The 25404-nt window shown below is 45.2% G+C and carries 23 protein-coding genes; 11 read left to right on the top strand and 12 right to left on the bottom strand.

From position 1 onward, the window contains the following. Positions 1-2: 2 nt before the first annotated feature. Together IPJ71_00235 and IPJ71_00230 are read right to left on the bottom strand one after the other, a co-directional pair. Positions 3-1082: a universal stress protein gene (locus tag IPJ71_00235; protein MBK7842112.1), complete on the bottom strand. Its 1080-nt coding sequence runs from the start codon at positions 1080-1082 to the stop codon at positions 3-5. A 198-nt stretch (positions 1083-1280) separates the two neighbouring features. Continuing rightward, positions 1281-1568: an RNA-binding protein gene (locus tag IPJ71_00230; protein ID MBK7842111.1), complete on the bottom strand. Its 288-nt coding sequence runs from the start codon at positions 1566-1568 to the stop codon at positions 1281-1283. A gap of 300 nt (positions 1569-1868) precedes the next feature. On the opposite strand from IPJ71_00230, the gene IPJ71_00225 reads away from it, so the two are divergent. The 4 genes from IPJ71_00225 (at position 1869) to IPJ71_00210 (ending at position 6879) form a co-directional block, all read left to right on the top strand. Continuing rightward, the gene (locus tag IPJ71_00225; GenBank protein MBK7842110.1) at positions 1869-2777 is read left to right on the top strand and encodes a hypothetical protein; all 909 of its coding nucleotides are present in this window, start codon (positions 1869-1871) and stop codon (positions 2775-2777) included. After that, positions 2701-3297 carry a hypothetical protein gene (locus IPJ71_00220; protein ID MBK7842109.1) on the top strand — a complete coding sequence of 199 codons (597 nt, stop codon included), beginning with the start codon at positions 2701-2703 and terminating at the stop codon, positions 3295-3297. Before IPJ71_00225 ends, IPJ71_00220 begins: the two co-directional genes overlap by 77 nt. 209 nt (positions 3298-3506) lie before the next feature. Beyond that, entirely contained in the window at positions 3507-6029 is a 2523-nt protein-coding gene (locus IPJ71_00215) for a hypothetical protein (GenBank protein ID MBK7842108.1), read from the top strand. A 94-nt stretch (positions 6030-6123) separates the two neighbouring features. Further along, positions 6124-6879 carry a pentapeptide repeat-containing protein gene (locus IPJ71_00210; protein MBK7842107.1) on the top strand — a complete coding sequence of 252 codons (756 nt, stop codon included), beginning with the start codon at positions 6124-6126 and terminating at the stop codon, positions 6877-6879. 28 nt (positions 6880-6907) lie between these two features. Here IPJ71_00210 and IPJ71_00205 read toward each other — a convergent pair whose 3' ends face one another. The 4 genes from IPJ71_00205 to IPJ71_00190 form a co-directional block, all read right to left on the bottom strand. Continuing rightward, positions 6908-8164: a S8 family serine peptidase gene (locus IPJ71_00205; protein MBK7842106.1), complete on the bottom strand. Its 1257-nt coding sequence runs from the start codon at positions 8162-8164 to the stop codon at positions 6908-6910. 210 nt (positions 8165-8374) lie between these two features. Continuing rightward, entirely contained in the window at positions 8375-9634 is a 1260-nt protein-coding gene (tadA, locus tag IPJ71_00200; protein ID MBK7842105.1) for a Flp pilus assembly complex ATPase component TadA, read from the bottom strand. A gap of 118 nt (positions 9635-9752) precedes the next feature. Next, complete coding sequence (locus IPJ71_00195; GenBank protein MBK7842104.1) at positions 9753-10526, bottom strand: hypothetical protein; 774 nt, start codon at positions 10524-10526, stop codon at positions 9753-9755. Positions 10527-10635: 109 nt separating this feature from the next. Then, the gene (locus tag IPJ71_00190) at positions 10636-11133 is read right to left on the bottom strand and encodes a hypothetical protein (protein MBK7842103.1); all 498 of its coding nucleotides are present in this window, start codon (positions 11131-11133) and stop codon (positions 10636-10638) included. Positions 11134-11309: 176 nt separating this feature from the next. Between IPJ71_00190 and IPJ71_00185 the strand changes: the two genes are divergently transcribed. Next, positions 11310-12449, top strand: a complete 1140-nt coding sequence (locus IPJ71_00185) for a hypothetical protein (protein ID MBK7842102.1) — start codon at positions 11310-11312, stop codon at positions 12447-12449. Between the two features lie 20 nt (positions 12450-12469). Here IPJ71_00185 and ftsH read toward each other — a convergent pair whose 3' ends face one another. The 3 genes from ftsH to IPJ71_00170 form a co-directional block, all read right to left on the bottom strand. Further along, the gene (gene ftsH, locus IPJ71_00180) at positions 12470-14329 is read right to left on the bottom strand and encodes an ATP-dependent zinc metalloprotease FtsH (GenBank protein ID MBK7842101.1); all 1860 of its coding nucleotides are present in this window, start codon (positions 14327-14329) and stop codon (positions 12470-12472) included. 91 nt (positions 14330-14420) lie between these two features. Continuing rightward, positions 14421-15047, bottom strand: a complete 627-nt coding sequence (locus IPJ71_00175; GenBank protein MBK7842100.1) for a hypothetical protein — start codon at positions 15045-15047, stop codon at positions 14421-14423. A 46-nt stretch (positions 15048-15093) separates the two neighbouring features. Beyond that, the gene (locus IPJ71_00170; protein ID MBK7842099.1) at positions 15094-15492 is read right to left on the bottom strand and encodes a CBS domain-containing protein; all 399 of its coding nucleotides are present in this window, start codon (positions 15490-15492) and stop codon (positions 15094-15096) included. A 254-nt stretch (positions 15493-15746) separates the two neighbouring features. Between IPJ71_00170 and IPJ71_00165 the strand changes: the two genes are divergently transcribed. Next, the gene (locus IPJ71_00165) at positions 15747-16292 is read left to right on the top strand and encodes a hypothetical protein (GenBank protein MBK7842098.1); all 546 of its coding nucleotides are present in this window, start codon (positions 15747-15749) and stop codon (positions 16290-16292) included. Positions 16293-16326: 34 nt separating this feature from the next. On the opposite strand, the gene IPJ71_00160 is transcribed toward IPJ71_00165, so the two are convergent. Both IPJ71_00160 and IPJ71_00155 read right to left on the bottom strand, forming a co-directional pair. After that, complete coding sequence (locus IPJ71_00160; GenBank protein MBK7842097.1) at positions 16327-17175, bottom strand: hypothetical protein; 849 nt, start codon at positions 17173-17175, stop codon at positions 16327-16329. Further along, the gene (locus tag IPJ71_00155) at positions 17175-17348 is read right to left on the bottom strand and encodes a hypothetical protein (GenBank protein MBK7842096.1); all 174 of its coding nucleotides are present in this window, start codon (positions 17346-17348) and stop codon (positions 17175-17177) included. Before IPJ71_00155 ends, IPJ71_00160 begins: the two co-directional genes overlap by 1 nt. Positions 17349-17371: 23 nt before the next feature. On the opposite strand from IPJ71_00155, the gene IPJ71_00150 reads away from it, so the two are divergent. The 5 genes from IPJ71_00150 to IPJ71_00130 all read left to right on the top strand — a co-directional run bounded on the left by IPJ71_00150 (position 17372) and on the right by IPJ71_00130 (position 24165). Continuing rightward, complete coding sequence (locus IPJ71_00150; protein MBK7842095.1) at positions 17372-17794, top strand: hypothetical protein; 423 nt, start codon at positions 17372-17374, stop codon at positions 17792-17794. Between the two features lie 120 nt (positions 17795-17914). Then, positions 17915-18283, top strand: a complete 369-nt coding sequence (locus IPJ71_00145; GenBank protein MBK7842094.1) for a hypothetical protein — start codon at positions 17915-17917, stop codon at positions 18281-18283. A 257-nt stretch (positions 18284-18540) separates the two neighbouring features. Continuing rightward, positions 18541-19185, top strand: a complete 645-nt coding sequence (locus IPJ71_00140; GenBank protein ID MBK7842093.1) for a hypothetical protein — start codon at positions 18541-18543, stop codon at positions 19183-19185. 72 nt (positions 19186-19257) lie between these two features. Further along, positions 19258-22950, top strand: a complete 3693-nt coding sequence (locus tag IPJ71_00135) for a DEAD/DEAH box helicase (protein MBK7842092.1) — start codon at positions 19258-19260, stop codon at positions 22948-22950. A 180-nt stretch (positions 22951-23130) separates the two neighbouring features. Continuing rightward, on the top strand, positions 23131-24165 hold the full coding sequence (locus tag IPJ71_00130) for a metallophosphoesterase (GenBank protein MBK7842091.1): 1035 nt from the start codon (positions 23131-23133) through the stop codon (positions 24163-24165). Positions 24166-24216: 51 nt separating this feature from the next. Here the strand turns inward: IPJ71_00130 and IPJ71_00125 are convergent, their stop codons facing one another. Next, complete coding sequence (locus IPJ71_00125; GenBank protein MBK7842090.1) at positions 24217-25347, bottom strand: hypothetical protein; 1131 nt, start codon at positions 25345-25347, stop codon at positions 24217-24219. Positions 25348-25404: the final 57 nt, after the last annotated feature.

Raw genomic sequence — 25404 nt, 5'->3', positions numbered from 1 at the left:
TCTTAAACGTGAACAACCCAAACCGGGCAGCTGGCTTCTCGAACCAATTGTCTTGCGATGCTACCCACCAAAACAGACGAAACTGGCCCCGATTTTGAACCTACTGAAACCAAATCAACACCGTTTTGAGAAATGTATTGATTGATTGAATCAGTGATAAAACCAGGCTTTTCTTCAATAAAAAATTGAGCAACCACCCCCGCCTTAGCGGCTTCAGTAACTAAACCCTGGCTATCCTTCTCCCTCGCAGCAGATTCCAAATCGATATACTGTTGCACGGAAACCCAACCCCCTCCCGCCATGTAAACTCCCGTTTGAACCATTGGCTCAATAGGATCCGGGAGCTTATGATAAATGATCAGTTGTGCACCGTATTTTTTGCAAAACACCAAAACTTTCTTAAAGGCCTTCTTATTAGACGCAGAAAAATCCGTGGGAAAGAGTACCTTTTTAAACTGAGTCACTGACTTGGTCTCGGGATTAACCAAAATAAGTGGCACTTTCGTCGCCATGAGAGCAGTCTCCGCAAAAGACCCCAGAAAAAGCCGGGCCAATCCTGTGCGCGCGTGACTGTTCATGACCAAAATTTCTGCCTGACTCCTTTCAACAAATTTCAAAAGCTTGCTCACATTGGAAGCCATTGAACTCTCTTTATTCAAAATAATCTCAGGCTCAAGTAAGGACGGAATACCGAGACCAGAAAGGACCCTGGTGAATGCCTCTCTTACTTTTGGCTCAAACACAGACACCCAAGGTCCGGAAAACTCTCCCGTGAAATTAAAATTGCTTGGACTCAATACGTAAACTGGTTGAACAGGGGTCTTTCCCTCTAAGGACAGTGCCTTTACAATGGAAGTTAGCTTCGACCAACTCGGCCCACTTGCCTTAAAAGGATCAACGGCCCAAATAATTTGACGACAAAGATCAGAACCCTTGGATTTGGAAGAAGCAAAAGATCTTTTGCTTTTTGGAGATTCCTTCCTTTTAAGTTTTCCTCCCTCACTCCTTCGTTTTCCAGCAGACCCTTTTAGATCTGTCGCTCTTTTTGAAGCTGTCATTTTTCCAGTGTTCTTTTTGCTCATGGTTTGCCTTTCTCGCTCTCCCATCTCCCATTCTCAATAAAAGTGAGAGAACAACTTCTGTCCAATAAATCACAGTTTGGGTGGCAGAGGATATACCTTTAGTCTTTCAGACTCAACTGCTGAGACAACTTTTCCGTAATCGTAAGGTATCAATTCCCATCGCTAACGGCCAGACCATGAGCAAAAAAAATTCTCGACTCAAACCGACACCCCTCGGCCATGAAAAAAAGAGCTACTTCGACCGCGGTCCTGGGCGACACTGACGCGGAGACTGCGACCCCCGATCATCGTGCCATCAAGGGCGACAGCCTTTTCAACGGCCTCAGGTTTTCCAAATGTCACGAAACCAAATCCCCTCGCTTTTCCAGTATAAAAATCTTTGACAATTTTTAATTCGAGAATCTCTCCACAGGCTACAAAGATAGCTCGCAAAGCATCATCAGTTAAATCATATGAAAGATTTCCCACATAGACTTTGTTGGCCACACATCCTCCCATCCGTGGATGCAGCACTCAATTCTCAGGAAAAAACAATATCCACCCCAATCATTTTATTCACAAGACTCTTCATTATGACAAATTTTTCTCGTTGAACACAACCCCATTTGCATTTCTCGACGAAAATACTGACCCGACTTAAATTGTCTTCCGTTTTGCGCATGGCAAAATTCGTGAGACGAAAGTCTCTGGTGATCAAGCAACTTCTCCTTTGAATGGTCTTGATTTCGACTCATCCGGTTGGTTGCGATCCCGCCTCATGCTATCCTTTGTCTTTGGGATATCCTCATGCCTTCGAAGGAAAAGTCTCATAGAATTTCAGCTCAATCACTTGAACCTTTGCTTTCTCCAAGGCCCGATTTTACGTCCAAACTCCCTGCTATTTCCCTTATCATTCCAGTTAAAAATAGCGAAAGTCTTCTTTTGGCAAATTTTGCCGAAATCACCCGTGAATTGGAAAATTCAGAAATTTCATTTGAAATCATATATGTTGACTACGGCTCAACTGATCATTCAAAAATGATCACGATTGGGCTTGCACAAAATTATTCCTATGTGAAAGCGTTTTCTGTCTCATCTCCTGCTACCTCTTCCCACCCCTTTGATTCTCTCTCCTCGTGCCTGCGCTACGGAGTCAAACATGCACTTCATGAAGTGATTGTCTTTCCAGGAATCACAAAGAGTTTCTCGATGAAAGAATTAAAGTCTCATCTGATCGCTTTAGAAAAGGGATACAGTCTCGTCTTTCACCGCCCTTCTTTCGGAATTAGCTCCTCACTGGTTTCACTATTATCAACCACGTTCTTTAGCGTCTTATTAAGAAGGAAAATTCGAATAGCGCCAAGAGAGTTCGAAGCGACAGGATGGATTTCGAAAAAAGAAATTTTGAGTGGACACTTGCATTTGCCATTCATTGAACGCCTTCTCCCATTTTACTTCAGGCTTCAAGGACTTCATATTCTTGAGAGAAATGAGTCGGTTCAAGATGAGTCGAGTCAAGATGAACCAACTAAAATCAACTCATCCCAATTCACACCAACTCCAACAATTCAACATAGGCGCCAAGAAATCAAAAAGCGACAGGCTTTAAAATTCACTCACTTCTGCCGATGCGCATTAAGTGAAACAAATACGAATTTGTCTCCATTTTGGATTTTTCATTCTCTTTCTCCTCGGATGCGAAGGTGGGGTTCCTGAATTTTCAGAGTTGGGATCAAATAGAATACCCAATCCCACTTTCTCAGGAAAGTCGACGACAACGATCACTTTGACTTCGCCTACTCAAACCATTGTCTTGTCGGGTGAGTGTGACCAACGAGTGCAGGACATCGAGGTGCAATTTAAAGATCTGAGTCAATGGGCGGGAGCCTCAGAGTTTTCGGTGGCACCTCCTTCGTTAAATTGTGAAAAATCAAGCCACTCCTTTTCCATCAACCTCAAGGGACTCACTCAGCTCGGATTTTGGGGCCAATTGACCCAGCCACTAACTTTTCAGATCGGCCTTCGCTCCTCCACGAAAATTGGCCCCAGTGGTGCCAGTACAGTCAATGTCCTCTACAGACCTGTAGATTCGGGCAAGGCTCCTTTGGGAAATGTATCCTCCGGTTCAGGCTCCACCTCTTCAGGCAACTACAAGCTTGATGCTCGTATCAGTTTTGGAAACACCCAGCCCTCGTCCAGCCCTAACTATCGAATCGAAGGCAGCACAGTGCGGTGATACACCAGCTCAACCTGGGGCAAGTTTTTGCAAAATCTCAATAAAACCCATTGCTCCAATGTTTTGGCACACATTTATGAAATCTGGGAGGGCCACTTTAACTCAACCAAAGTCTAGCCGATAAGCTGTGTGGGCGCTCGCGGTTGTGATTATTGGCGAGGCTCAGTGGTTGATCCCATTATTTGGTACGTTTCTGGGGGAATGATTCGGTGAAAGCAGGCAGTCGATTTTCTATCATTCTGTCTTCGTTGGTTCTGATAATGACTTCGTTCTCTGTCGGACTAAAAGCAAAGGCGGGTGATGTCGAATTAACATTCACTCTAGATGGTCGTCTTTTTACTTCCTCCGGAACGCCTAACAATAGCAATTCTGCATCATTTCGATTTCAAATCTGGGACCCATCGTCCACTTGCATGCTTTATGAAGAAACTCAAATGAACGTAGATTTATCGAGTATCGATCCAGAAAATATCGGACGATTTTCACTGAATATTGGATCCACTCTCGGCGATGCAAAGCGCAGCGGTTCCGACCCTGGCAACGCAATGAGCACGATTTTTAGCAATATGGTTTCAACTGGAATTCCTGCCGCATCACCTTGCGTTTCAGGATACACTCCCACCTCGGGAGCTGCCAGGCATCTGCGCGTCTATGTCAATGACGGAGTCAGTGGCGAACAACAAATCACACCTGACTACGTACTTTCTTCTGTCCCCTCGGCCTTTGTTGCCCAGACAATTCAGGGAATCTCTCCCAGCGAGCTCATTCAAGTGCTGGGTTCAGTTTCTCAGACAAATCTTGAAGGCCTTTCAAGTCGTGCAACGGCCCTTAACCAACTTGCTGACGGAACTTCGGCCCTCTATACCAAGAGCGACGGATCCAATTGGAATCCCACCAGCACGATGACCATGAACAATCAACGCCTCTCACAGTTAGCAACACCAATTTCCGGCGATGAAGCTGTAAATAAAAGTTACAGTGATGGCAAGTTGGGAGGTCAGAATTTTTCTGCTCCCACACCGACAGATGGACAGTCAATTCGTTGGAGCACGAGCAACAATAGGTGGGAAGCCTATACGGTGCCCGCAGGTGGCACCGTCACATCGATCACGGCTGGAACAGGACTAGTCGCTGGCACTATTACGACTTCAGGAACCATCAACGTCAATGTGGGCACTGGTCCAAACCAGGTTTTGCAGATGAACGGTATGGGCCAGCTCGATCTCGGCGGAGCCTCGGTGGTTAACACGCCTTCTATTAAGATCAGTCCAGTAGGAAAGTTCCAGCTTGGGACCATGAATAACTCCCAGGAAACGACGCTCATCGGCTCGCTCAGCGTGTCCAACCAAGGAACGACCTGGTATAACTCGGATCTGAGTGCAGTCAGAGCATGGAACGGAACCGCTGCTGAGAGCTTGAGCACGAAAAATTTTGTTTTTAATCTTCCGCTTTCAAGTGCCGTGACATCAAATACGACCACCGTGGGACTCAATTTGGGCACGGGCCTTCATTTTAACGGAACCTCTGTTGAAGCAGATTTTGGGAGCTCGAGTTCTCAATGGTTGCAAAACTCATCGATTCCCAATTGTGGCACCGCCCAAAAACTTCAGATGAGTTTAGGACCCGTCTATTCCTGGTCCTGCGTGGCTGACTACGACACCACTTCCGGACCTGCTTCAGGTGACTTGTCAGGATCCTTTCCAGGTCCTATAGTCGCAAAGCTACGGGGCCAGATTGTGTCGGCCACTGCTCCGATGGCAAATCAAGTTTTGAAGTACGATGGAATACAGTGGTCTCCGAGCAATGATTTGTGGGAATCGTCGTCAGGAAACGTTTCTCGAACCTCAGGAAACGTTGGAATTGGCACCTCTGCACCTAGCTTTCCGCTCGATGTCGTCGGGCCCGCTCGTTTTGCCGATAATTTGACCGTTAATGGCAAGCTTGGCGTCGGAGGAACTCCCGATCCCTCCTCTCCACTCAAAATCTATTCGAACAGCACCGATGCCCTCATCATGCAATCGACAGCCAGCACCTCTGGCCTTAATTTTCGCAGTTCCGGCAGTGGGCCCAATAATCGAATCTACGTAAATGATTCAAACAACTACTACGTCTCAACCCAAAACGGTATTCGCATGAGAATCTACGATTCAGACGGCACTGTTGAGGTCAACAAACTGCGTGTCGTTGCAAGTGATCTTGACGTCGGATCCAATAAAGTTATCAACGTGGCCAATCCCACGGCAGCCCAAGACGCTGCAACAAAGAGCTACGTCGATACAAGAACGACATTTATCGGAGCCCGCTACATGCTAACGACCGACCAAAATGTTCCGACAGCATCAGCTCCTCGTGTTAATTTTAATACTATGGATTATGACACGGGAAGCTTGGTCATTACAGGAGGTGCCTGGCATTTTACTGCCCCTGTCACTGGCTACTATCGCGTTTCGGTAAAGATTGAATTTCTTTCCAGCATGCTAAACTCCGAGGGAGCTTACCTTGAATTCCTGTGGAACAATGGAGTTAAAAGCACGATGATTGCCTCTCGCTGGGGTGGCGCTGGCACAGTCGCCTACTTCCCGGTTTTAGATGGGAGCACCACAGTGAGAATGACGGCCGGACAGTATGCCTGGTTTGAGGTATCGCATGATGGCCCGACTTCTCGCGTAATAGACAGCGATACCGGCAGTGGAGAAAGATCTTTTTGTACCATTGAGCTCATCAGTCAGTAGAATGGCAGGCTGACCCCCTTTTTACTTTTAGAATGGTTTTTCTTGCCTCTGTCTAAAGTCCGAGAGAGAAAGGAGCAATAAAGGAAATCGGAACATGATTCAGTTTTCTCACCGAGTCAGAGATTTTAAAGACCGCGTGATTGCAAGCGTTCGGAAGGAAATTGAAATTCAGAAACTGCGTTTTGGGTTTAAAGATGAAAATGGCAACGCAATCACCATGTCACAGTTTGCGCCGCCGCTCGTTCATGATAGTCAATTTGAAAACAATGATGCACGCGTGTCTTGCCTAATGGGATTGGACCTTCAGCACAGCCGCTTTGTTGGCAACCATCTTAAAGCTTCCCAGGTTTTGAATGTTTCTCTCCGTCATTCGCGTATGATTAAGAATTCACTCAACAGCAGTACTCTCAACGATCTTGAGCTCAAAGGACAAAGTTCACTTCAAGAAGTCACATTTAACGGAAGTCACCTCAACCAGATTTATCTCCTTGATGGAAGTTTTATTCTCACCACCCGAGTCGAGGGAAGCCATATTGAAAGATTCTCTATTCGAGATGCTTCCATTATCGAAAACACCCGAATGAGTGATTTTTCATTGAGAGATGTTGAATGGAACAGGGTGAGAATCGGGTCCGCACAATTTTATTCTGTAAACATGGCCGATTCTGTCTGGGAAGACGTCGATTTTTCAAATTCTCGATTTCGCAATTGTCGTTTTCTTGGCACTCGAATTTCCGGAGTCAAATTGCGTGACCTAAAAGTTGCTAATGTTGATTTCTCTGGACTGACAATTCAGAGTTCGGAGGAGTTCATGGAGGTTTTTATGGGTCATAAGATTTTTAAGAGATAGCCGAAGCTCGGATTCGAAGGCCTTTCACCTAATCATTCAATAAATCAACTGGGTTGATAAATCCTGACATGACCTTATTTGAAAATGAATCCCGCAGTTTGGCAGTCTCAAAAAGTCGATCGATCAGTCGAAAGGGGTCACATCCACCACTCAAACCCCGCGCGAGAATCCCCGCAACGAGAGGAGCGGCCATGGAAGTTCCGCTCATCTGCCGCCACCTGTCACCCGGAACGGTCGACAGCACATTACTTCCAGGAGCTACCACGTCAACACTTTTGGTTCCATAATTGGAAAAGAGAGAGAGATGGTCATTTTTGTCGGAGGAGGTCACGACGACCATGTTCTCGAGACCCAAAAAGCCAGCTGGGTATATTTTATTTTCTTGGTCCTCTAGATTCAAAGCCTCATTTCCCGCTGCAGTCACAAATATCACCCCGCGGGCTTCTGCATACTCGATGGCTTTGCGCAAGATAAGCAAGTTTTCTTCTGAAGGTTCATATCCATTCCAGCTCTTATAAACCCTCCACGAACTCGACAGAATTTGAGCTCCATTGTCGACGGCGTAAATTATTCCTTGAGCGGCATCAGATAAGAAAGTTGAAGACAAGCTGTTATCGAGCACTCGCACTGCCATGATTTTTGCTTCAGGGGCAATTCCTGCTCCGACTCCAAAGGGAAGAGCGGCGACAAGACCCGCAACATGTGTTCCATGCGAATGAGAATCCATTGGATCAGGATCACCACTCACAAAGTCATAGCCATAAACGTCGTCGACAAACCCATTGTGATCGTCATCAATGCGATTGGAGGGTATCTCCGCTTTGTTGACCCACATTTGCGTTGATAACTGGCGATGTGTGTAATCAACCCCCGTATCAATCACAGCGACGGTGACTCCTCTACCCGATTTCTCAGATGGCAAAGTGGTGAAAGATAATTTCTTCAAGTGCCAGGCCTTCTCCGAAATATCCGATTCGATCTCAGAAGAAGGAATTTTTGAAGAAGAACGCAACCAACTTGCCCACCCAATTGGAAAGTCCGGCTGAACGCTTTCGGCTCCAAATTGTCGAGCCAATGAGGAGGAATCAAAGGCCAAAGAGCTGATATGATCAGATTCAATTACCACAAATTGAGTGGAACCAATTCTCAGCTGATGACGAACGAAGACTTTTTGATTTTGAATCCTTTGAATCGATGGATTGACCAAAATCCATCTTTCCGCACGAGCTATTGAGGCTGCAAGGAAGTGCAATAGAAAGAACCCCAAGATAAATCGGCAACTCAAATAAAACCTCCGGCGGACCTGCAGTGAGATTCAATGATAATACCCTCTTCATCGTCATTGGGACCAAATTGCTTTCAGTCAGGCCGAGGGTCTAGTTCTAGGTCTAGATTTGGATTTAAATTTGGATTTGGATTTGGATTTGGATTTGGATTTAGAGCTAGACCCAGAGACGAACACAGATCAAACATGTCTGCGCTCCGACTTTCAATGTTAATCGCGCGGAGAAAATACGGTCCCGTAAACGGAGGCAAGATCAATGTACCCCTGATAAACTCGAAGAAGCGCCTCCTCACCCAAAGTTGCCATACCATATTTGCGCGCAATTTCGCGAATTTCCATTCGCGGCCTATTTCGGTTGATGGCCTCCTGAATCTCGCCGTTCACAAGAAGCAATTCGAAAATCGGCACCTGTCCCGTCGTTCCCTTCATCGTCACTTCGCCATTGACAACAACAACACATTTTTCACAGCCCGGTCCCTCTTTATAAAACCGGACATCCTCTGGCGGCTTTAGAATTTCAGAAATGTTATCGAGTATTCGCGATTCTGGCTCATATTCCTCTTTGCAGTAGTGACACAGGCCAAGAACGAGGCGCTGAGCTAGCGAACCGACCAGCGTGTCGGCGACAAAATTCGAACTGACATCGAAGGCCTGCATCCTCGCTATAACACCAATTGAATCTCGCGTATGAAGAGAAGTGAGTACCAAATGACCCGTTTGAGCCAACTGAACAGCCGTGATGGCCGACTCAGCATCACGAATCTCACCGAGAAAAATTACATCGGCATCTTGTCTCATATAGCTGCGGCTCAGTTCTGCAAACCCAGCTCGCTCAGTCACTTGAATATGGTTGACGTAAGGCAGGCGCCTTTCAATGGGATCCTCCGCCGTGATAATTTTCCTTTCTGGGCCGGCCAACTCATGAAGAAATGAGAGAATTGTTGTCGTTTTGCCCGAACCAGCTGGACCATTTAACACGATCATTCCGTTCTGCCGACGAATCATATCTTGAACTGATGTGTACATCGTTTCAGTCATCAGCAATTGGTCCATGGCGATGAACTTCTCATTGCGTTGAATTCGAATGCAGATTTCCTCAGCCTCAGGACCAGGAATGATACCCAATCGCAAAGTGATATTTTCTTGATTGGGTCTCTCCAAAACAATCTGTCCATCCTGAGGCACGCCAATGTTGGTCGTATTGAGGCCAGCCAAAACCTTGATCCGGGCCACCACTTCATTGTAGTGAATATTGATGAATTGGCTTTTCACCATTCTCAACTGCCCGGCGACTCTTAGGCGAAGCAGGTACCTCTGCTTGTCTCCAGGAACATTGTTAAATCCCATATGGATATCACTTGCACCTGCACGAATCGCGAGATCAAAGAGATAGTCCACCATCTGAGGAACTGATGCTCCCTCTTGATCAATACTCGTAAGTTTCGCAACTTTTCCATCAGGCTGCTTCAAATGAAGAACTCCACCCCAATTTTACTAAAAAATAAGCCACAAGGTTTTCTCGGAATTTTAGCAAGCCTTCTAAAGGCTTGCTGCGCCCTAGCAAGCGGGGAAGATACAAAATTCAAACCTAAGTCATTTGAAAAAATCCTATTTTACAAACAAAATTTGGCTTTTTTGGACGATAGGAAAGGCAGAGTTTTTTTGCTTGGGAGATGGGATGACGACCCATCTTTTTTGCGGAGTAATCAACGCAATAAATATGCATCTTTCCAAGACCTCGACTGGTGTCCAGGCCGTTAACAATCGTTGTCACTGACTCCTCCAAGTAAAGACAACCAGAGAATTCCTCATTTGGTTCTGCGATCGCACTGTAGAATTTTTGAATCACAAAATCCCAATCTCGATAATCAAGTTTACGAAACCTCCTTAAGAGCTCATCTATTCCCGCCACCTCACGGCTGGGATGAACTTCATGGTCGTTAACCAGACCCATCGCTGAATCAATATCTCCCCGATTAACGTCCGTAACGAATTCCATGACCACTTCTCTGGGACTACTCAAAGACCTCTTCCTGCTGCTCAACCCCCATGAGGCTCCCTTCTCTGCCCACTCTGACTTTGGTCCGCCAGAAGGATCTGTCAGAAGCCTCCTTCTCGATGTCTTTGAAACAGAACCACACACGTCGAAATAGACGTTAATTAAATATTGCCCGTTTGGGCAGAGGCAGCCTCTTTGGCCAAATCTTGTGCTCTTCCAAACTCCTCCATTTTCGTGACAAATCTGAATGAGTTCACTACCCGCAACCATGTCATTTCGGGTGCCACTGACTTCCGCGAAGGCATGAGGCGGCAAAAACGGGACAATCAAGCCTGTCATTAAAAAGAAAAAAACGAAACCCATAAACTGTATTCGGGAAATTTCCATCTGGAATTTAGGACTGGTCGGAAACCAAAAATCAGGACCTTAGTTGGGCCAAGGATAACGCCTTAAAATACGGTGAGGCCAACTTCTAGTGGATAACCTCAACAATGCGAATGGATGACTCGGCGGCGCCAGGGAGCGAGGAGAGGACAGCAATCGCCCCCTCATTTTCAGAAACAAAATGAATAAGTTCTTTCTCGGATCTAAAACTTCTCGGAGGCAGGCCCCTCCCACTAAACAGCTTGCGTCGCCAAAAATCAATGTACTGCTTCGAATCCATCTTCACAACTTGGGTTAAAAAGGCCCTACCAGATGGACTCTCCTCATCAATCAAAGAGGGCCGAATTCGACCTCCCGATTCCCAAAAAATCAATCTTCCAGAAAAAATATTCTCAAGTTTATCCTGGGAGATCTCGCCAATTTTATTACTTGCGTTTACAGCCACGTAATAAGTAGCTTCAGCCGAAGCTACTTTCCCTAAAATCAGCATGCCACTTATCACCGCAATTCGAACGGCCTGAAAATTCACATCCCACCCCAAAATAAAGCTTTCGTAAATGAATAACCCAGCAACGTCGAGATCCAAGAACCAATTTCAATTTAATTATAATTTCAGATAGAGCCACGAAATCAATACTTTTTACAAAAAGTCCTATATTTTTAATATTATTAAGATTTGACCAATACATTTTGCCTTGCAATCATGGCAGTTGTGTCACCCGATTATAAATGAAATTTAGTTATAAAATAATGGAGCCTTTCGTGAAATCAATCGTGGTATGTCTTTTGTGTTATTGGCTATTTTTCTTTCAACATTCGATGGCCCAAGCAGACCAGAGCATGATCCGTTGGGGCGGTTTTTGGAGTTTGTCTGCAAATCGGACTGATTCAGAAATCCTTTACAGGGGCGCTCTGACTGATCAACTCAATCTCTACAACGATAGCAAAGCCGGACTCAACGGAACGATTTCGATTGATGAAACCTGGACAGCGACTCTTCAGCTGGTGGCGAGGGGAAGCGGTGGAGACCGAAGTTTTGAGCCAGAATTGGATTGGGGATTGGCAACTTGGGAGCCCAATTCTATCTACTCGCTGAGGCTTGGAAAACAGAAGCTTCCCGCTTGGCTGATTTCTGATCACCTCGACGTTGGCGTGCTTTATCCCTGGAACCGCCCCCCAGGTGAAGTCTACGACACGAATCCAATTTCCTCATTTGTGGGAATGAGTCATGCTTTTTCTTTTTCCTTACCAAAATCCACAAATCTACTAATTGAACTGATCGGCGGAGGAGCAAACTCCGACCTTCACACAGATAAGAACACCACATTTGAATTGGACGCTCGTGACCTTGTTGGCTCGACCCTCACTTTAAAACGCAATGAGTTGAGTTTTCGCTTCGCCTATTTTCAAGCTCACGTGAATGCCTCGATTGTCGTGACTGATGACACCACCATAACACCCCCGTCCCCTCATCCTCTACGCACGACTACAGTGATTCCCCTGAAGTTGGGCCTGGCCAGTTTTTCCAATGTGGGATTGCGCTGGGATGGAGAGAGAGTTTTAGCGCTTGGCGAGTACGTTCAACAGAAGAATTCTAATGCTGAGTTGGAAAAAATAGGCGCGTATTATGCAACGCTGGGATATTACTGGGGGAAGAACAAATCCATTTTGACCCATCTCACCTATTCGGCGATCTCTGAGCAGGAAGGAACCAATCCTCAGCTCGCATCCGGCAAACAGGCTTCTAAAATTCTGGGTTTCAATTATTATTTTTCTCCCTCCCTGGTCGCAAAAGCTCAATGGACTCAAACTGAGACCGAGACGGGAAGAGGGAGTGGTTTTGCGAGCGACCCGGGCCGCCCGGTGAACCTCGCCGATATTTCCTTGAACAGTGCCTTTTAGTTTTTTGATCTTATGTAAAATTAGATCTTAGGCAATATTGGAGGCGAGCTTGCCGTCTTTGAGATCCCTTTATAGGACTTCCAAAGACGAGCGAGCTCGGCCGAATCAAGAGTCTCTTTTTGCATCAGTTCATTGACGCAAACCTCGACAAACTTGCTGTTATCTTTGAGCACTTTTTCTGCGTTCACCCGGCATTCGTCCAAGAGTGATTTGACTTCCAGATCGATTTTCTCTTCTGTGCTGTCGCTCCAAATCCGAATCCCTCGGTTTTGGTGGGCTGGCCCCTGCAGGTATCGCGATGAACCACTTTCTTCGCCGCTCATGAGCCCCAACACTTGCCCCATCCCATATTGAGTCAGCATTGCACGCGCAATGTTGGTCGCTTTGACCAGATCATCACCCGCCCCCGTCGATATATCTCCACAGTGACTTTCTTCAGCAACGCGCCCGGCGAGCAAGACGGATATCTTTCGCTTTAACTCCTCCTTGGTCATCAAATACCGATCCTCTAAAGGCCTCTGGAGAGTGTAGCCCAGAGCCCCAATACCGCGAGGAATGATACTCACCTTCTGCACCCGATCAAGAAATTGAAGAGCCATCGCCACTGTTGCGTGACCCATTTCATGGTAGGCCACCCTCCTCTTCTCATCCTTGTTCATCAATCTTTGTTTGCGTTCGAGCCCAGCGACAATCCTTTCCATCGCCCGGACAAAATCCTGCAATTGAACACCTTCGGCATTTCGTCGAGTTGCAATGAGGGCAGCTTCATTGACGAGATTGGCCAAGTCTGCACCCGAAAAACCCGGAGTCATTGAGGCCACCTCTTCAAGCCTGAGCCCCTCCTCAAGTTTGATTTTTTTGGCGTGAATATTTAAGATTTGAAGGCGTCCTCTCTGGTCGGGATTATCCAAAAGAACCTGCCGATCAAATCTACCGGCTCTTAACAGCGCTGGATCGAGGATTTCCGGTCTGTTCGTTGCGGCCAAAAGGATCACTCCAATGGTCGAATCAAAGCCGTCTAGTTCCGCCAAAAGTTGATTCAGAGTCTGCTCCTTCTCATCGTTTGCTCCGGCAAAACCGCCAAGAGTTCTCGCCTTTCCTAAAGCGTCCAGCTCATCAATAAAAATGATACAGGGAGAGTTATTCCGGGCCTGCTCAAACAAGTCTCTGACCCTCGAAGCTCCCATTCCCACAAACAGTTCGACAAACTCAGATCCATTGATAGAGAAAAACGGCACACTCGCTTCCCCCGCAACGGCCCTGGCCATGAGGGTCTTTCCTGTACCTGGAGGGCCCACCAGCAAAACCCCTTTTGGAGCTCTCCCGCCCAATCGAGAGTATTTCTTTGGATCCTTTAAAAAATTAACGACCTCCATCAATTCCTCTTTTGCCTCGTCAACTCCGGCCACATCTGTAAAGGAGGATTTGATGTCCTTTTCCATGTAAAGTTTTGCTTTGGATTTATTGAAACTCATCAGGCGGCTTCCTTGAGCCGCAAAAATGTTCCGAAATAAAAAGAAGAAAAGAAGCACGGGGAAAACCCACAAAGACAGGCTTCTCCAAAAGGTCGTCTTTGGAGACCCCTCGAGTTTCACTCCCTTCGATTTCAGAAGAGGAATAAGGCCCTCATCCTCGACCCGATAAGCGATCACATTCTTGGATTCATCCTTTAGTTTTGCAAGAATTCGCTCTTCATCTAAGACCACCTCTTTGACTTGGTCTTTTTCAACAAGCTCGATAAATTCTGTATAAGTCTTCAGATCCTGGCTCGTGTTCGTGTAATAGGAGCTCAAAATGAAAAATATAATAAGTCCAACCCACAATATCAAAGGATTCAAACCGGACGGTTGAAACTTATTTTTGGCGTTTGGTTGGCTCATCTTTGCATTTTTCCAATCTCTCCCCCAAAAAACAATTTCTTCGGCACGCTTCCGGTTGGCCTCTTAAATTCGCTTCTACCTCACTGATCGGCTATGCTTCGCAAACTAAAACGACTTCAGTTCGAGAGAGTTTTTCATAGCACCTCTCCTTTTGCTTGATTGGCCACCAGCCGTACAAAAAGGTGTTTAGGGGCGTCCACAAAGCGACCCATCCCGTTATCATGAAGCCCTCCCGCAAAATATTCCCCAACGGAATATGTGAGTTTGCAACGGATTCGGCCAAACCCAGTAACACGAAAAGGCTTAAAAAACCAACCCCCAACGAAACCCGCCCGTTCTGAAAAAGCAAAGCAACCCTTCGACGCAGTATATCGGCTTCGTATTCAAAAAAACTGTGAATAGCACCGGGCACCGAATCAACTCTCAACTCCCCATCAATTTGCTTTGAGTAATGAATAACAATTTTGAGCGGCTCCTTAACCCCAATTTCTTCTGCTGCGCTCACCATGTACTCCACGGCCTTTTCATCCAAATCTCGCTCCCTAAAGGGAGAACGATCCCGGGAATCGAAAAGCTGATTCAGGCTCCGCACCTGGAGATCTATAACCACTTTCCCGCTTTCAACCCGATATCTCAGTTTACTGTCGCGCCTGCGCAGCTTTCGGATACGCCTGTCACCATGATCTTTACTCTGACCAGAACTGGATCGCTCCTTCATGCAATTATTTAAACCTCACTCAATCTGACTATTTTGACTATTCTGGCTATTCCCTTCTTAAGATTTCTGAGAGAACCCGATAGGCGTCCACTTCAGTGAAAATCCCTACCAGTTTACCTTTTTCAAGCACGATAGCACAGCCATACTTGCCCTCCGCCATACAGGCCGCGACTTCCGTCAGGGCTGCATCAGGAGCCGTAAAATAGGGCTCAGGCGTATAAGCTTCATCCACGGTCAGAACCTCAGGGTCCACGTCCCCAAACCCGAGAACCAGATTGATATCCCGATCCGTTAAAACACCGACCAATTTCCCCCCCTTCAAAACTGGCAGGTGCCTGACATGCATATCCCTCATAACGCTTTGCGCTTTCGCGACCGACTGATCAAAGCCAATCGACTTTGGAACACGGGTCATATGATCCCCTACGCTAACGATTTTCTTCATTTTAAACCTCCTGGCAAACGCCTTCAGTTGAGAACACACACCACAACCACGCTCCCAGTATGAGCATGTTTGAGGGAAGCGCATGAAGATATTTTTAAAGTGGTGTCCTAAATTGTCAGTCTCTGGGGCTTGCAGGCCAAATTACAGGTTTCCAGTTTCCGGCTTCCGGTTAAAAAATAGGGTTTGGCACATTCCGGCCAACAAAAAGCCCAGGCTGCACTGATGGCTGACTTGTTGCAAGAGATCATCCGTCTATGGCGAATCAAGCTTTCATACCCATTCTTGGCAAATACCTCCTCCCCCCTCGCTTGCTTTCGATTTTGTTTTTGATGATCTTTTCTACTTCGTCCTTGGCCACACCCGTAACAGACAAAGATCGAGATCATGGTCCCCAAGCCACCAAAGCATGTCTAAGACATCTTACCTTTGATAAATTCAGCCCTCTCGTCCGACTGGTCCGCGAATACCTTTCGACCATCGGATTTTCAGCAGATGACTTTCCGCTGCTTTGGGAATTGAGTGGGGATATCTCAAGGGCCGTTTGGGGCGGAAAGAACAAAAGGGGAGAATTTAACAATCAGAGAATTCTTGAGAGGATAGGCTCTGGCAATCATTATATTGGCCAGACACAAAACCGCAGAATTTTTGTGAAAAATGAGGATACAGAATGGGCGGAAACGGCCATCAAGGGCCGTTTCCCTGAATGGCTTCATTTACCTCAACTTATCGCTGTCGAAATCGTGGATAAGGCCATTCTCTTGTTTGATGAAAACAGAGTGCTGCCTTTTATCATTCCATAAGGATCCTTGATCGTGATGAACGGCGATTTTCCGGTCAAAATTTTTTACACTCTTGATCAAGGTATTGACTATAAATAGGATAAAAATCCAAGCACAAAACAAAAAGCTGTTCTGATGGGGCCGAAACCATTTTCTTTCTAATATCCGTTAAGTTCCGCAATATCACTTCCCTTATTTCTTCTGCGACCTGATTGGAAATGGCGAAGACAGAAGAATAATGTGTCTGATGAATTGTACGCGGTAATTCCGCCAGGCGTGAGGCAGTTTTCAATCGCCAACTCCCGTGATAATGGCCCGCGAAAGCTGAATCCCTAGAAATGTGCAAATCGTGCTCCGTAGGCACCCATCTGTCCTTCTTCATTGAAACAAGACCTAGACCTTGTAGTGAGGTGAGAGTTTCCTCCGCCACCCTTGTGTCAATATTCAAATAATCGCTTAGCCTTTTTGCGGTCTGCAATTCCGAAATATGCACAGCCCCGTAAACGGCCGAAGGAATCCAACTCGCAAGATATTTTACCTCTTGATTTTCTTTTAAAACAGATTGAAGTTTATTTCTCTTTTGAAAGCTCCTTCGCTCTAAAATTTTCCGATTGATTATTCTTTGAAAATGCAAGCTTGCTTCTGAAGTTCCTGCCCGATCTCGATTCAAGAGATCAACAAAAAATTCGGATTCCTCCTCAGAAAGTTTGAAATGCGAACAAAAAAGCAGAGCCTGCTCATGACTAAAGTGCCCACGACCCGACAAGACTTGAGAGATAAATGTGGAATGGCATCCGATCGACTGAGCGACTGTTTTGATCATCCCTCGCGGTCTAGCGGGAAGGCCTCCTCGCAAAGACACCTCTACAAACTCAACGTAGCTTTTCGCATCAAATACATCCATCACATCCCTCCTCGCACGGGATTTAAATCCGCCAATTCGAGAGAAAATATCTCACAACTTGCCAACTGATGAGAATAATAATCTTGCACAGAAAATGAGCTCAGTTGCATTCTAAGTGCGAGCAGAGAATGCTCAAACTCTTTCAAAATATTTTGTTTTGATAAGGGAAACACGACTTCAAAGGGGGAAAATCATTATGTCAAAAAGTAGATTTGTTCTTTTTTTATCATTTGTCCTTGTTATCGCGGTGTGGTCAGATATGTGCTTTGGGTCTGGTGGCGGCACGAGTGTGAACAGAATTAAGTCCTTAGGATCTGACCAACAGGATCCAGTGGATGCAGCCATCCAATATCGAGTCATTCCCTTTGACCAGTTTGCACTTACAGATGAGCTACCTCCCCGTCTTTCTGTCGACTTTTCATTAACCTGTTATCAAGAGTTTATATCCCTTGTTCGTTACGATAAAAAAGACCCCACAACAGGCAAAGTGACTATTCTTGTTGGAGGTTTGGTCTCGGAATTTCTCTTGCTTCCCTGCACGTCAGATCTGCGACCCATCACTGTGGATGGAGGGCCGACCTTCTCAGGAGTGGATTTTGAAATAGAGGGAATCAACTAAAAGAGGAATGCTGTAAGCTTTGCAAAGTACCCACTTCTGTTTACTTTGTCCAATTATCTTCTAAAATTCCAAGGTAGAGGACGATTGATACTAAACATTTATAACTTTAAGGGAGGGATTATGACAAGAATTCTAGCTATTCTAAGCCTAGGTGTGATTTTTGGATCACACGCAGCAGATGCCTGCTCATATACGATTGATCAGGCCGCAATGAAAAAGGAGCTCGAAACCGTTGTCGCAGCTGGATTAAAGGGAGTCACAAAGGTCTCTGCCGTAACAACAGAATTCTCTTACTACGAGAGCAAACCCACACCCATGTGTCCAGAGGAAATGACCTATACCGCAAAAGTGTCGGTCCTATACGGGACGGGAGAAACTCGCTGCCAAGAAGAATTCAGCATTAAAAAGATTGAAAGCTGGTCAGCGACTGGTGAGAATGTCTACACGGTCTCTGGCGGTAGATTCCCCAGGTGTTTCAAGGGAAACTAAGCTTGAGCAGACATCGAGATAGATAAATTCAGGGTCACCTAACAGACGCCATGTCCAATCATTGAGGAGGCAAAAGCCTCCTCAACATCTCTCCAACATCGCTCCATATTTCTCGCTGAATAAAAGTAAACATCAATAACCAGGAAACCTGGCATAGAACTCAGCTTGACAGCAACTGACCCCCCGTGGCAATGGAGACTATTCGGCCTTCCAACTCTGGGGGAGGATCAATACAAGTTGCCAGAATGGAGTCGCGGGTGTCAGGAATTAGATGTTTGTTTCTTTATTCTACCATTTCTTTGATAACTGCTTTGGGACTCAATGTATTGACCGAATCACATTCTTTCGCTTTGGACGAAAGAATGCCGCCTGAGACCGGAATTCAGTTTGACCGCGACCTCGAGTCATCAATACGTTTAAACATTAGAGCGAGATACGGGAATCCATCAAGTCCGGAAAATTTTGTTAAGCTTCGCTTGTCAATCGAGAAGTACTTTTGTGACATCCTCAATGCCGTCGCCGCCTCAGATCCAAATTTTGAAATAGCCGCTCAACAAATCATTGAGAGAAATCTCGACAGGTCGCAGGCTTTTTCAAAGAAATATTCGTTCACGGGTCAAATTTTGCAATTGGGGCAGATATTTAAAATATTCCGAGAGGCATTCTCTGGCTTTTATTTTTCTGATGAACCTAGAAATTCAGAGCTGCTATTTATTTGGAGCGGCCTCACTGGTCGAATTAAAAATCTTGTCGGTTTAGATATCGAATTGGCCTTTCCCGATACGACAGATGAAGTGAACATCATGAAACACTTATATGACAACCTCGATCGAATTTGGGACTTAGATCCTTGGTTAAAATCTCAAAAAACAAATCCACTCTTAAATGCGATCAGTCTTTAAGAACCACTCAGAGAAAGAACCTATTTGGTGGGGTTTAATTATCAGCGTGTTCCTTTTAGGTTTGAAGAGATTTTGAATAAATATTCTGATATTTTGTTCAAATCAGCTCGTGGGCGAGGCAAAAAACTAAGATGGGATGACCTCCTTAGCTTATGGGTTCAAGAGGGACGACTGCCTGAAAAATGGCCTCTTGTCGCTTTCCGGAATGCCACACCAACAAATGAGGATTTTGCAGAACACGGATTTGAACCCTTGTACGATATCTTGGACTCAATTCGGACCATCAATCAACAAAATCACACTTCTCAGCTCGAAAGTGCACCGACGAGCCCCGAAGAACTGACTCTTACCAACGAACTGAGACAAAGAAAATTTCTCGTCATTTCGAAGGAAGCTCAGAAGAATGCGCCTATGAATTCTCCGAACAGAATTGATCGAATAAAGATTGAGGAGATCAGTCTCGCTGGCTTGTTAAGAAGGTTTGCCAAAGCGTCCGAAAGCCATTCTGGGAACAAATATGAGCCAACTTTCGGTGAGCTCATTGACCTCTGGAGAGAAAAGCGTCTTGGGAGGCCCCCCCTTATTTCCAAAAATCAAACTATCGTCGAGGTCCCGGGGGCACTGGCCTTTCCAAATATAGACAATGATTGGGATCAGGTCCAGAAGGACATTTTTGACATTCTTGATTCTGTATGGAGGACCGATCCGAGGTTTCGTGACAGCCAAGGTCGTCCAAATCTCAGCAATTTTGTCACGTATAGCCCAAAGGGAATCTTAGTTTACTACAAGTTCACTTCGGGTGTTGTGTTTACAATTGAGACTCTTCTTTTCAATTTATCTCAACTCCTGTCAAAGAAAGATCCCAGCTCAAAAAGATACTCGCGAAAAGATGTCATCGAACTTTGGCAAGGGAAACGACATGGAGTGGTCTCAAGACCCCTCATTTCTGTTCCGCTCGAACTGGTGAGCCGATCGGCGAGTAGCCGATTGGGCACAGAGGCCATCTTGAACAATCTTTTTGATGCTCTGACATGGATTTGGCAGAACGATTCCTTTTTTGCTGATGGGGAAGGAAAGCCAAAGCTCAACAAAATGACCCGTTGGCACATGTCGATGCAATCACCCAGCCATTTATACGCTTTCAAGGGGAGCGATGTCATCACACTCGAAAGCTTATTAAAAAGATATGAGGCTCTCCTAAAGTCACCGATCGCTCACAAAAGTGAAAATGGAGATTTTACCCGCGATAGACTTTTGGAAATGTGGCGTTCTCAGCGTCACGGGTTTGTTGACGTACAGAAAATGTCAGACATCCAAATAAGGGATTTTGTCCAAGCCCACCATTTGGAGCCACTGTTTGAGATTTTTGCCGATGACCCTCGTCAGCTCGTAAATGCAATTCGATTTTCGCACAGAAACATCATGGGAGGAGGAAATCTTATTGGACTCGTTGGGCGATATTACACAAGATTTAGATTAGTTAACATGACCCCAGCCAGAAATATTGATCCCGTAAATGAGGATGCTCTCGGCAGCCAAGATCAAAAGTATCTACCTGCTAAGAAGGTCATCGAAACAGGATTGGCTCCGATCGGTAAGTATCTTGAGTATTTACGAACACAGAACGATCTCCAACGTCTCGACTTAAGTGATCTCAGAAAAAGAGAACAAATCGGACTCTTTATCCATCTGTTTCGGCGTCAGGGCAGTTCCGGCAAAAATACAACTCCATTGAGACTGGTAGAATTGGCACAGAAACAAATCGCAGATGAATTGCACGCTTTACGCAGCTCTCCTGAATCAAGTCAGGATCGAGAGGAAAAAACACACTTTAGAGAAGGAAAAGTGAGTCGCCCAATTCAAATACTGCGCTATTTGGAAGATGTTTATCAGGAAGTTGAAAATCATTTTCGCTCAATAGAAGAGTCTGCTTTGCCAAGAATGAGGAAACCTCTTTATCCCCATCAAAAGGAACCCGTTGTCTTTTTGACAAATCACCCCCGAGCTTTTTTAGCAGATGACGTGGGCCTTGGAAAAACTGTTGAAGTCCTTGCAGCATCTGAGAAACTTTTTGAAAAAAATGAGATTCGACGGGTGCTCTATGTGACGACGGTCAACGTCAAGAGCGGTGTCGCAAGGCACATTCTTGGCCATACCTATACCAATCCAGAACAAGTATTGATGCTGGCAACACGCAAAAACGCTCCCGAAATGAGAAAAACCCAAATCCGACTTTTGGTTGAAGAAGACCAACAAGATAGTCCAATTGATTCAGGCTCTTCGGTTAAATATATTGTGGCCAACTATGATATTTTGGGCAGGATGGCAATATCTCAACCAGATCTATTTTCCCATCTGATAGATCAAGTTGATCTCGTCATTGTTGACGAGGCTCAGCTAATGGACAACTCACCAACAATTCGAAGCCAAGCAATGCAGTTGATAAATCCAAAATGGAAATGGGTTGTAACAGCCACTCCGTACCAGAGCGACGTCAAAAAACTGTGGGTTGTAATGAATTTTCTCTTTCCTGAGCGTTTTCCGTCCGCTCAGGAATTTAATTCCAATTACTTACAGGATGAGATTGGATTGGAGCTTTTGCATTCGACGATGATGGATTTCACTCTTCGCCGAACAAAAAATATTCTTCCATTTTTCGAACCTCCTAGCGAGGATGACGCAAGAGACATCACCTACGATAAGGACTCAAAATCAAAATTTTATTCTATGCAATTGGGACGACAAGCCTCATCCGCAAATACTGTAGAAAAGCAGGATGAATCTCACCTTGCTCACTCAGCTGACTCTGCTCCATTCACTCCACTCAGTCGGATGCCGCGCCTGATTGATCTCAGCGAGCAGAATCCCGAATTGGGCGCTTACCAATTGACAGACGAACAGACAAGGGCTGTCGTGGATGAAGTTTCAACTCCTTCGGTCTCTGGCGACAATAATTTCTTTAAAAAAATCGCCTCTATCAGAAGGATCATCTACGACCCCACGGCAGTAGGCTTGGCTGAAAACCAGGACCTCTTAGGAAAGTTAGATGGACTTGTAGAGACGTCCATGCATAATGACGAAAAAATAATTCTCTGGGCCGTAAATGTTTCTATGATTGAGCAGTTGTCTGAGCGATATTCTAAATTTGGGGTCCAAACTTACTATGGAAAAACCTCTCCAGCAAAAAAGCAGATAGCGGAGGAGAAGTTTCAAAACGATAGCGAGACACGGATTTTGGTAGCAAATATTTACTCGGCAAAGGAGGGGCAGAACTTCTCAGCCGCGACGAGAAGTATATTTGTGCAATTACCAGAAAGTCCGCCTCATTACACCCAGGTGCAGGGACGAATCCAACGTTCAATTGGTCTCCAACAAATTCAACACGCCAAGCCCTTTGTTTACAGTCTTGCAATGGTTCCTAAATTCTCGCCCTCGATCCTGGCCGAATATGAAGAACTCGCGGCACGAGGTCAGCCTGGCAGCAAAGAAATCTTGGATTTTTTAAAGAGAGGAACGATCATTGAACACCTGCTCTCTAAACTAAGTGCGGGAAAATATATCGTTGAGATGATAATGAACCTCGGTGGAAATGTTGATGAGATGGTCAGGGCAATACAAACCTCTCTCGCAGAAACTCTCGACCTCGGAGAAATCCTTGAAGCGACAATACGAAGGGACCAAACAAGCGAGGCGAAGCTTCCAGCTAACTCAATCAAATGCAGTGAACTTGTAGCGACAAAATCAGCCACTTCAATTGCCAAATAGAGCTCCCTTGAGAAAAGCTTGTCTGATGGAATCTAATTTGGGGGCTAATAGTGATTGCTGGCAAATGCTGGAAAGGAAAAACGGGGGCTAAGTCCGTGTGAAGTGGACAAATTCTTTCCAATCATAAATGTTTTTCACAACGCGAGATTTGAAAATTAAAACATGATATGGCTTGTCTCTATGGCTAGCATTTTCCAATCAATAACTTTCCTTTTGCTTTCCGCTCATCTTACCTGTTCCATTTTTGCTGGGGCCGAAGAGGGCAAATGCCTGCCTCAACTCTGGGAAAAATTGACAAGACCGTTTCAGCGATCCCGAGAAAGAAGGTTTTCACCTAGAGATCAGAAGTTTATTCTCAATGGCTCTATCTACATCCCCCTTATTGGAGATGTTCACGGAGAACTCGATCGCTTTCTGTCTCTCATATCGCAGCTGCAGATTGAATATAAGGTCAAATTTCCAATTATTTTTCAACTGGGCGATCTTGGGATTAATCAGGATCCCGTTCGATATACGAGATGGCATCAGAAAAATGGAACCGAAATAAATGAATTTTCTCTTGGGGACAATCGTATTTTTAATAAATACTTTGGAACTTCAAGTGAGCTCGATCGAATCGAGGGCAATATTTTTGTTGTCCGTGGCAATCACGATTTTTACCTTGATGAATTTCTTTATGCTTCGAAAGCCTCGTCTTTTGCAAACCATTTTTTCATCCTTCCAGATGGAGTCATGCAAGAGCTTGAGCTTATCTCTAATGAAAGAATTTTCGTTGGAGCTGTAGGAGGAATTAACGAAACCGACAGTTTTGGTCGGGAAATTGGTTCCAGGATGGCCCAGGCAGAAAGTCAGTTCCGAACGAGAGCAAGCAATGGCGAACCTGGAACGCCGCCTAATGCCAAGCTTAATTCCTCATTCAAACTGCCTCAAAGTACCATTCTCCTCACTCACCAAGGGCCCACTTTTGAAGTCAAAGGCCATTCTTGGATTGAAAATCTGATCTTGACATTGCAACCTCAATTTCATTTTCATGGACACTCTCATTATGCTTTGAATCGAACGACAAGATTGGGATCAACTCGAACAATCGCTGTTGGTAATCTTCCGCCAATGGGAGAAATTTGCACTAAATCTCAATGTGTTGCCATGCTTCGCTATGATCTAAAGACAAGAAAAACTCATCTCGTTAGCCCGCAACTTGAAAATACTGATTGAACGAAAAAGTCCCTTTTCCGGCAACCAAATCTGAACGGCAACCAAAAATCTCTATTTGGCTCCTGTGGCTTTGACGTTAGTTTTAGAAGGATCAGCAGCAAACTGAGTTTTATATCCACGATTGTCGGCGACTATCGAGGCGCAGCGGGCGCTTTCTCTTATATCCCTGAAGCAACAAGACTTTGCAGCCTGTAAAACATTCATCGGCAAAATACGACCAAAATACTTTTCAGATATGTCTTTCTGGTTGCTGCCTGACAGCAGGGTATCAAAGTGACTGTTATACATTGAATGTTTAAACAATTGATCAGTTGATATGATTGTCCGCCATCTGCAGGGTTCCGATTCTGCCTTTGTAATCTCCTTGCATGAACTCATCCTATCTTGACTTTTAAATTCGACACCTATTTCACCCATGACCCCTCTGCTTCCCGTATTCAATGGATACCGATATGTAACTTCTTCCTTATCTAGGCCGAGATGATCAGGAGTAACAGCCGTCATGATCACTTCATCTCCCGAACACTGGAGATCAACAACTGTTTGACTGGAATTCGACCTGGAACCGAATGTTTTCTTTTCCCATTCTTCAAGACTTTGAAAGAAGGAGATAGCCTCAGTTCCTCCGGGCTTATCTTCATCCACATAAGCCTTCGTCAACCCTATGCCGACACTTATGGAGCGCCAGATCCCCACTTCACCGGCGTAGGCTTCTTCAAAAAATGGATTAAAGCTGGCCTCAGACTTCAAGGATCTCATCTCAAGTACCTTCTCCAAATAGGATACTTCCTCTTTCAAAGAAGTCATTTTCGACCGATCCAATGGATAGTCATTGAGACGGTATTGGGCTGGGTACAACTCATCGAGTTCCAATTTGGCCACAACCTTGTTCTTTATTTTGTACGAAAGAACCCTTCCATCCAAATTCATTTCAGGCAGTTCAACAATTTTATTTGTTGAAACATACTGTCTAAAAAACTGCCGGTCACTGGAACTAAAAAAGTGCTTGTCCAGATCTTTCAAGACAATCTCAATTTTTCTATTCTTATTGTATTTTTCAACAACTTGGGAGAGCACCCCAGCCATTTGAACATGCTCCTTTGTTGCATTTTTCTGAGCCTGAGAGGCGTTGCAAGCAAAGATACCTATTAGCACCAAAGAAATATAACCCAATTTTTTCATTGCAATCTCTTCCGTGTCTTGCGAGTGAGATGAACACTAAACCTGGTTCCAATCTTA

The sequence above is a fragment of the Bdellovibrionales bacterium genome (assembly GCA_016714165.1).
GTDB lineage: Bacteria > Bdellovibrionota > Bdellovibrionia > Bdellovibrionales > UBA1609 > JADJVA01.
Note: the sequence above shows the minus strand (reverse complement) of the source record. Positions and strands in the feature narration are given on the sequence as shown.

Excerpts from the sequence above, each read along its gene's own strand:
- IPJ71_00235 (MBK7842112.1), bottom strand. The coding sequence starts at position 1,082 with ATGAGCAAAAAGAACACTGGAAAAATGACAGCTTCAAAAAGAGCGACA.
- IPJ71_00225 (MBK7842110.1), top strand. The coding sequence starts at position 1,869 with ATGCCTTCGAAGGAAAAGTCTCATAGAATTTCAGCTCAATCACTTGAA.
- IPJ71_00210 (MBK7842107.1), top strand. The coding sequence starts at position 6,124 with ATGATTCAGTTTTCTCACCGAGTCAGAGATTTTAAAGACCGCGTGATT.
- IPJ71_00195 (MBK7842104.1), bottom strand. The coding sequence starts at position 10,526 with ATGGGTTTCGTTTTTTTCTTTTTAATGACAGGCTTGATTGTCCCGTTT.
- ftsH (MBK7842101.1), bottom strand. The coding sequence starts at position 14,329 with ATGAGCCAACCAAACGCCAAAAATAAGTTTCAACCGTCCGGTTTGAAT.
- IPJ71_00175 (MBK7842100.1), bottom strand. The coding sequence starts at position 15,047 with ATGAAGGAGCGATCCAGTTCTGGTCAGAGTAAAGATCATGGTGACAGG.
- IPJ71_00170 (MBK7842099.1), bottom strand. The coding sequence starts at position 15,492 with ATGAAGAAAATCGTTAGCGTAGGGGATCATATGACCCGTGTTCCAAAG.
- IPJ71_00165 (MBK7842098.1), top strand. The coding sequence starts at position 15,747 with ATGGCGAATCAAGCTTTCATACCCATTCTTGGCAAATACCTCCTCCCC.
- IPJ71_00160 (MBK7842097.1), bottom strand. The coding sequence starts at position 17,175 with ATGGATGTATTTGATGCGAAAAGCTACGTTGAGTTTGTAGAGGTGTCT.
- IPJ71_00150 (MBK7842095.1), top strand. The coding sequence starts at position 17,372 with ATGTCAAAAAGTAGATTTGTTCTTTTTTTATCATTTGTCCTTGTTATC.
- IPJ71_00145 (MBK7842094.1), top strand. The coding sequence starts at position 17,915 with ATGACAAGAATTCTAGCTATTCTAAGCCTAGGTGTGATTTTTGGATCA.
- IPJ71_00130 (MBK7842091.1), top strand. The coding sequence starts at position 23,131 with ATGGCTAGCATTTTCCAATCAATAACTTTCCTTTTGCTTTCCGCTCAT.
- IPJ71_00125 (MBK7842090.1), bottom strand. The coding sequence starts at position 25,347 with ATGAAAAAATTGGGTTATATTTCTTTGGTGCTAATAGGTATCTTTGCT.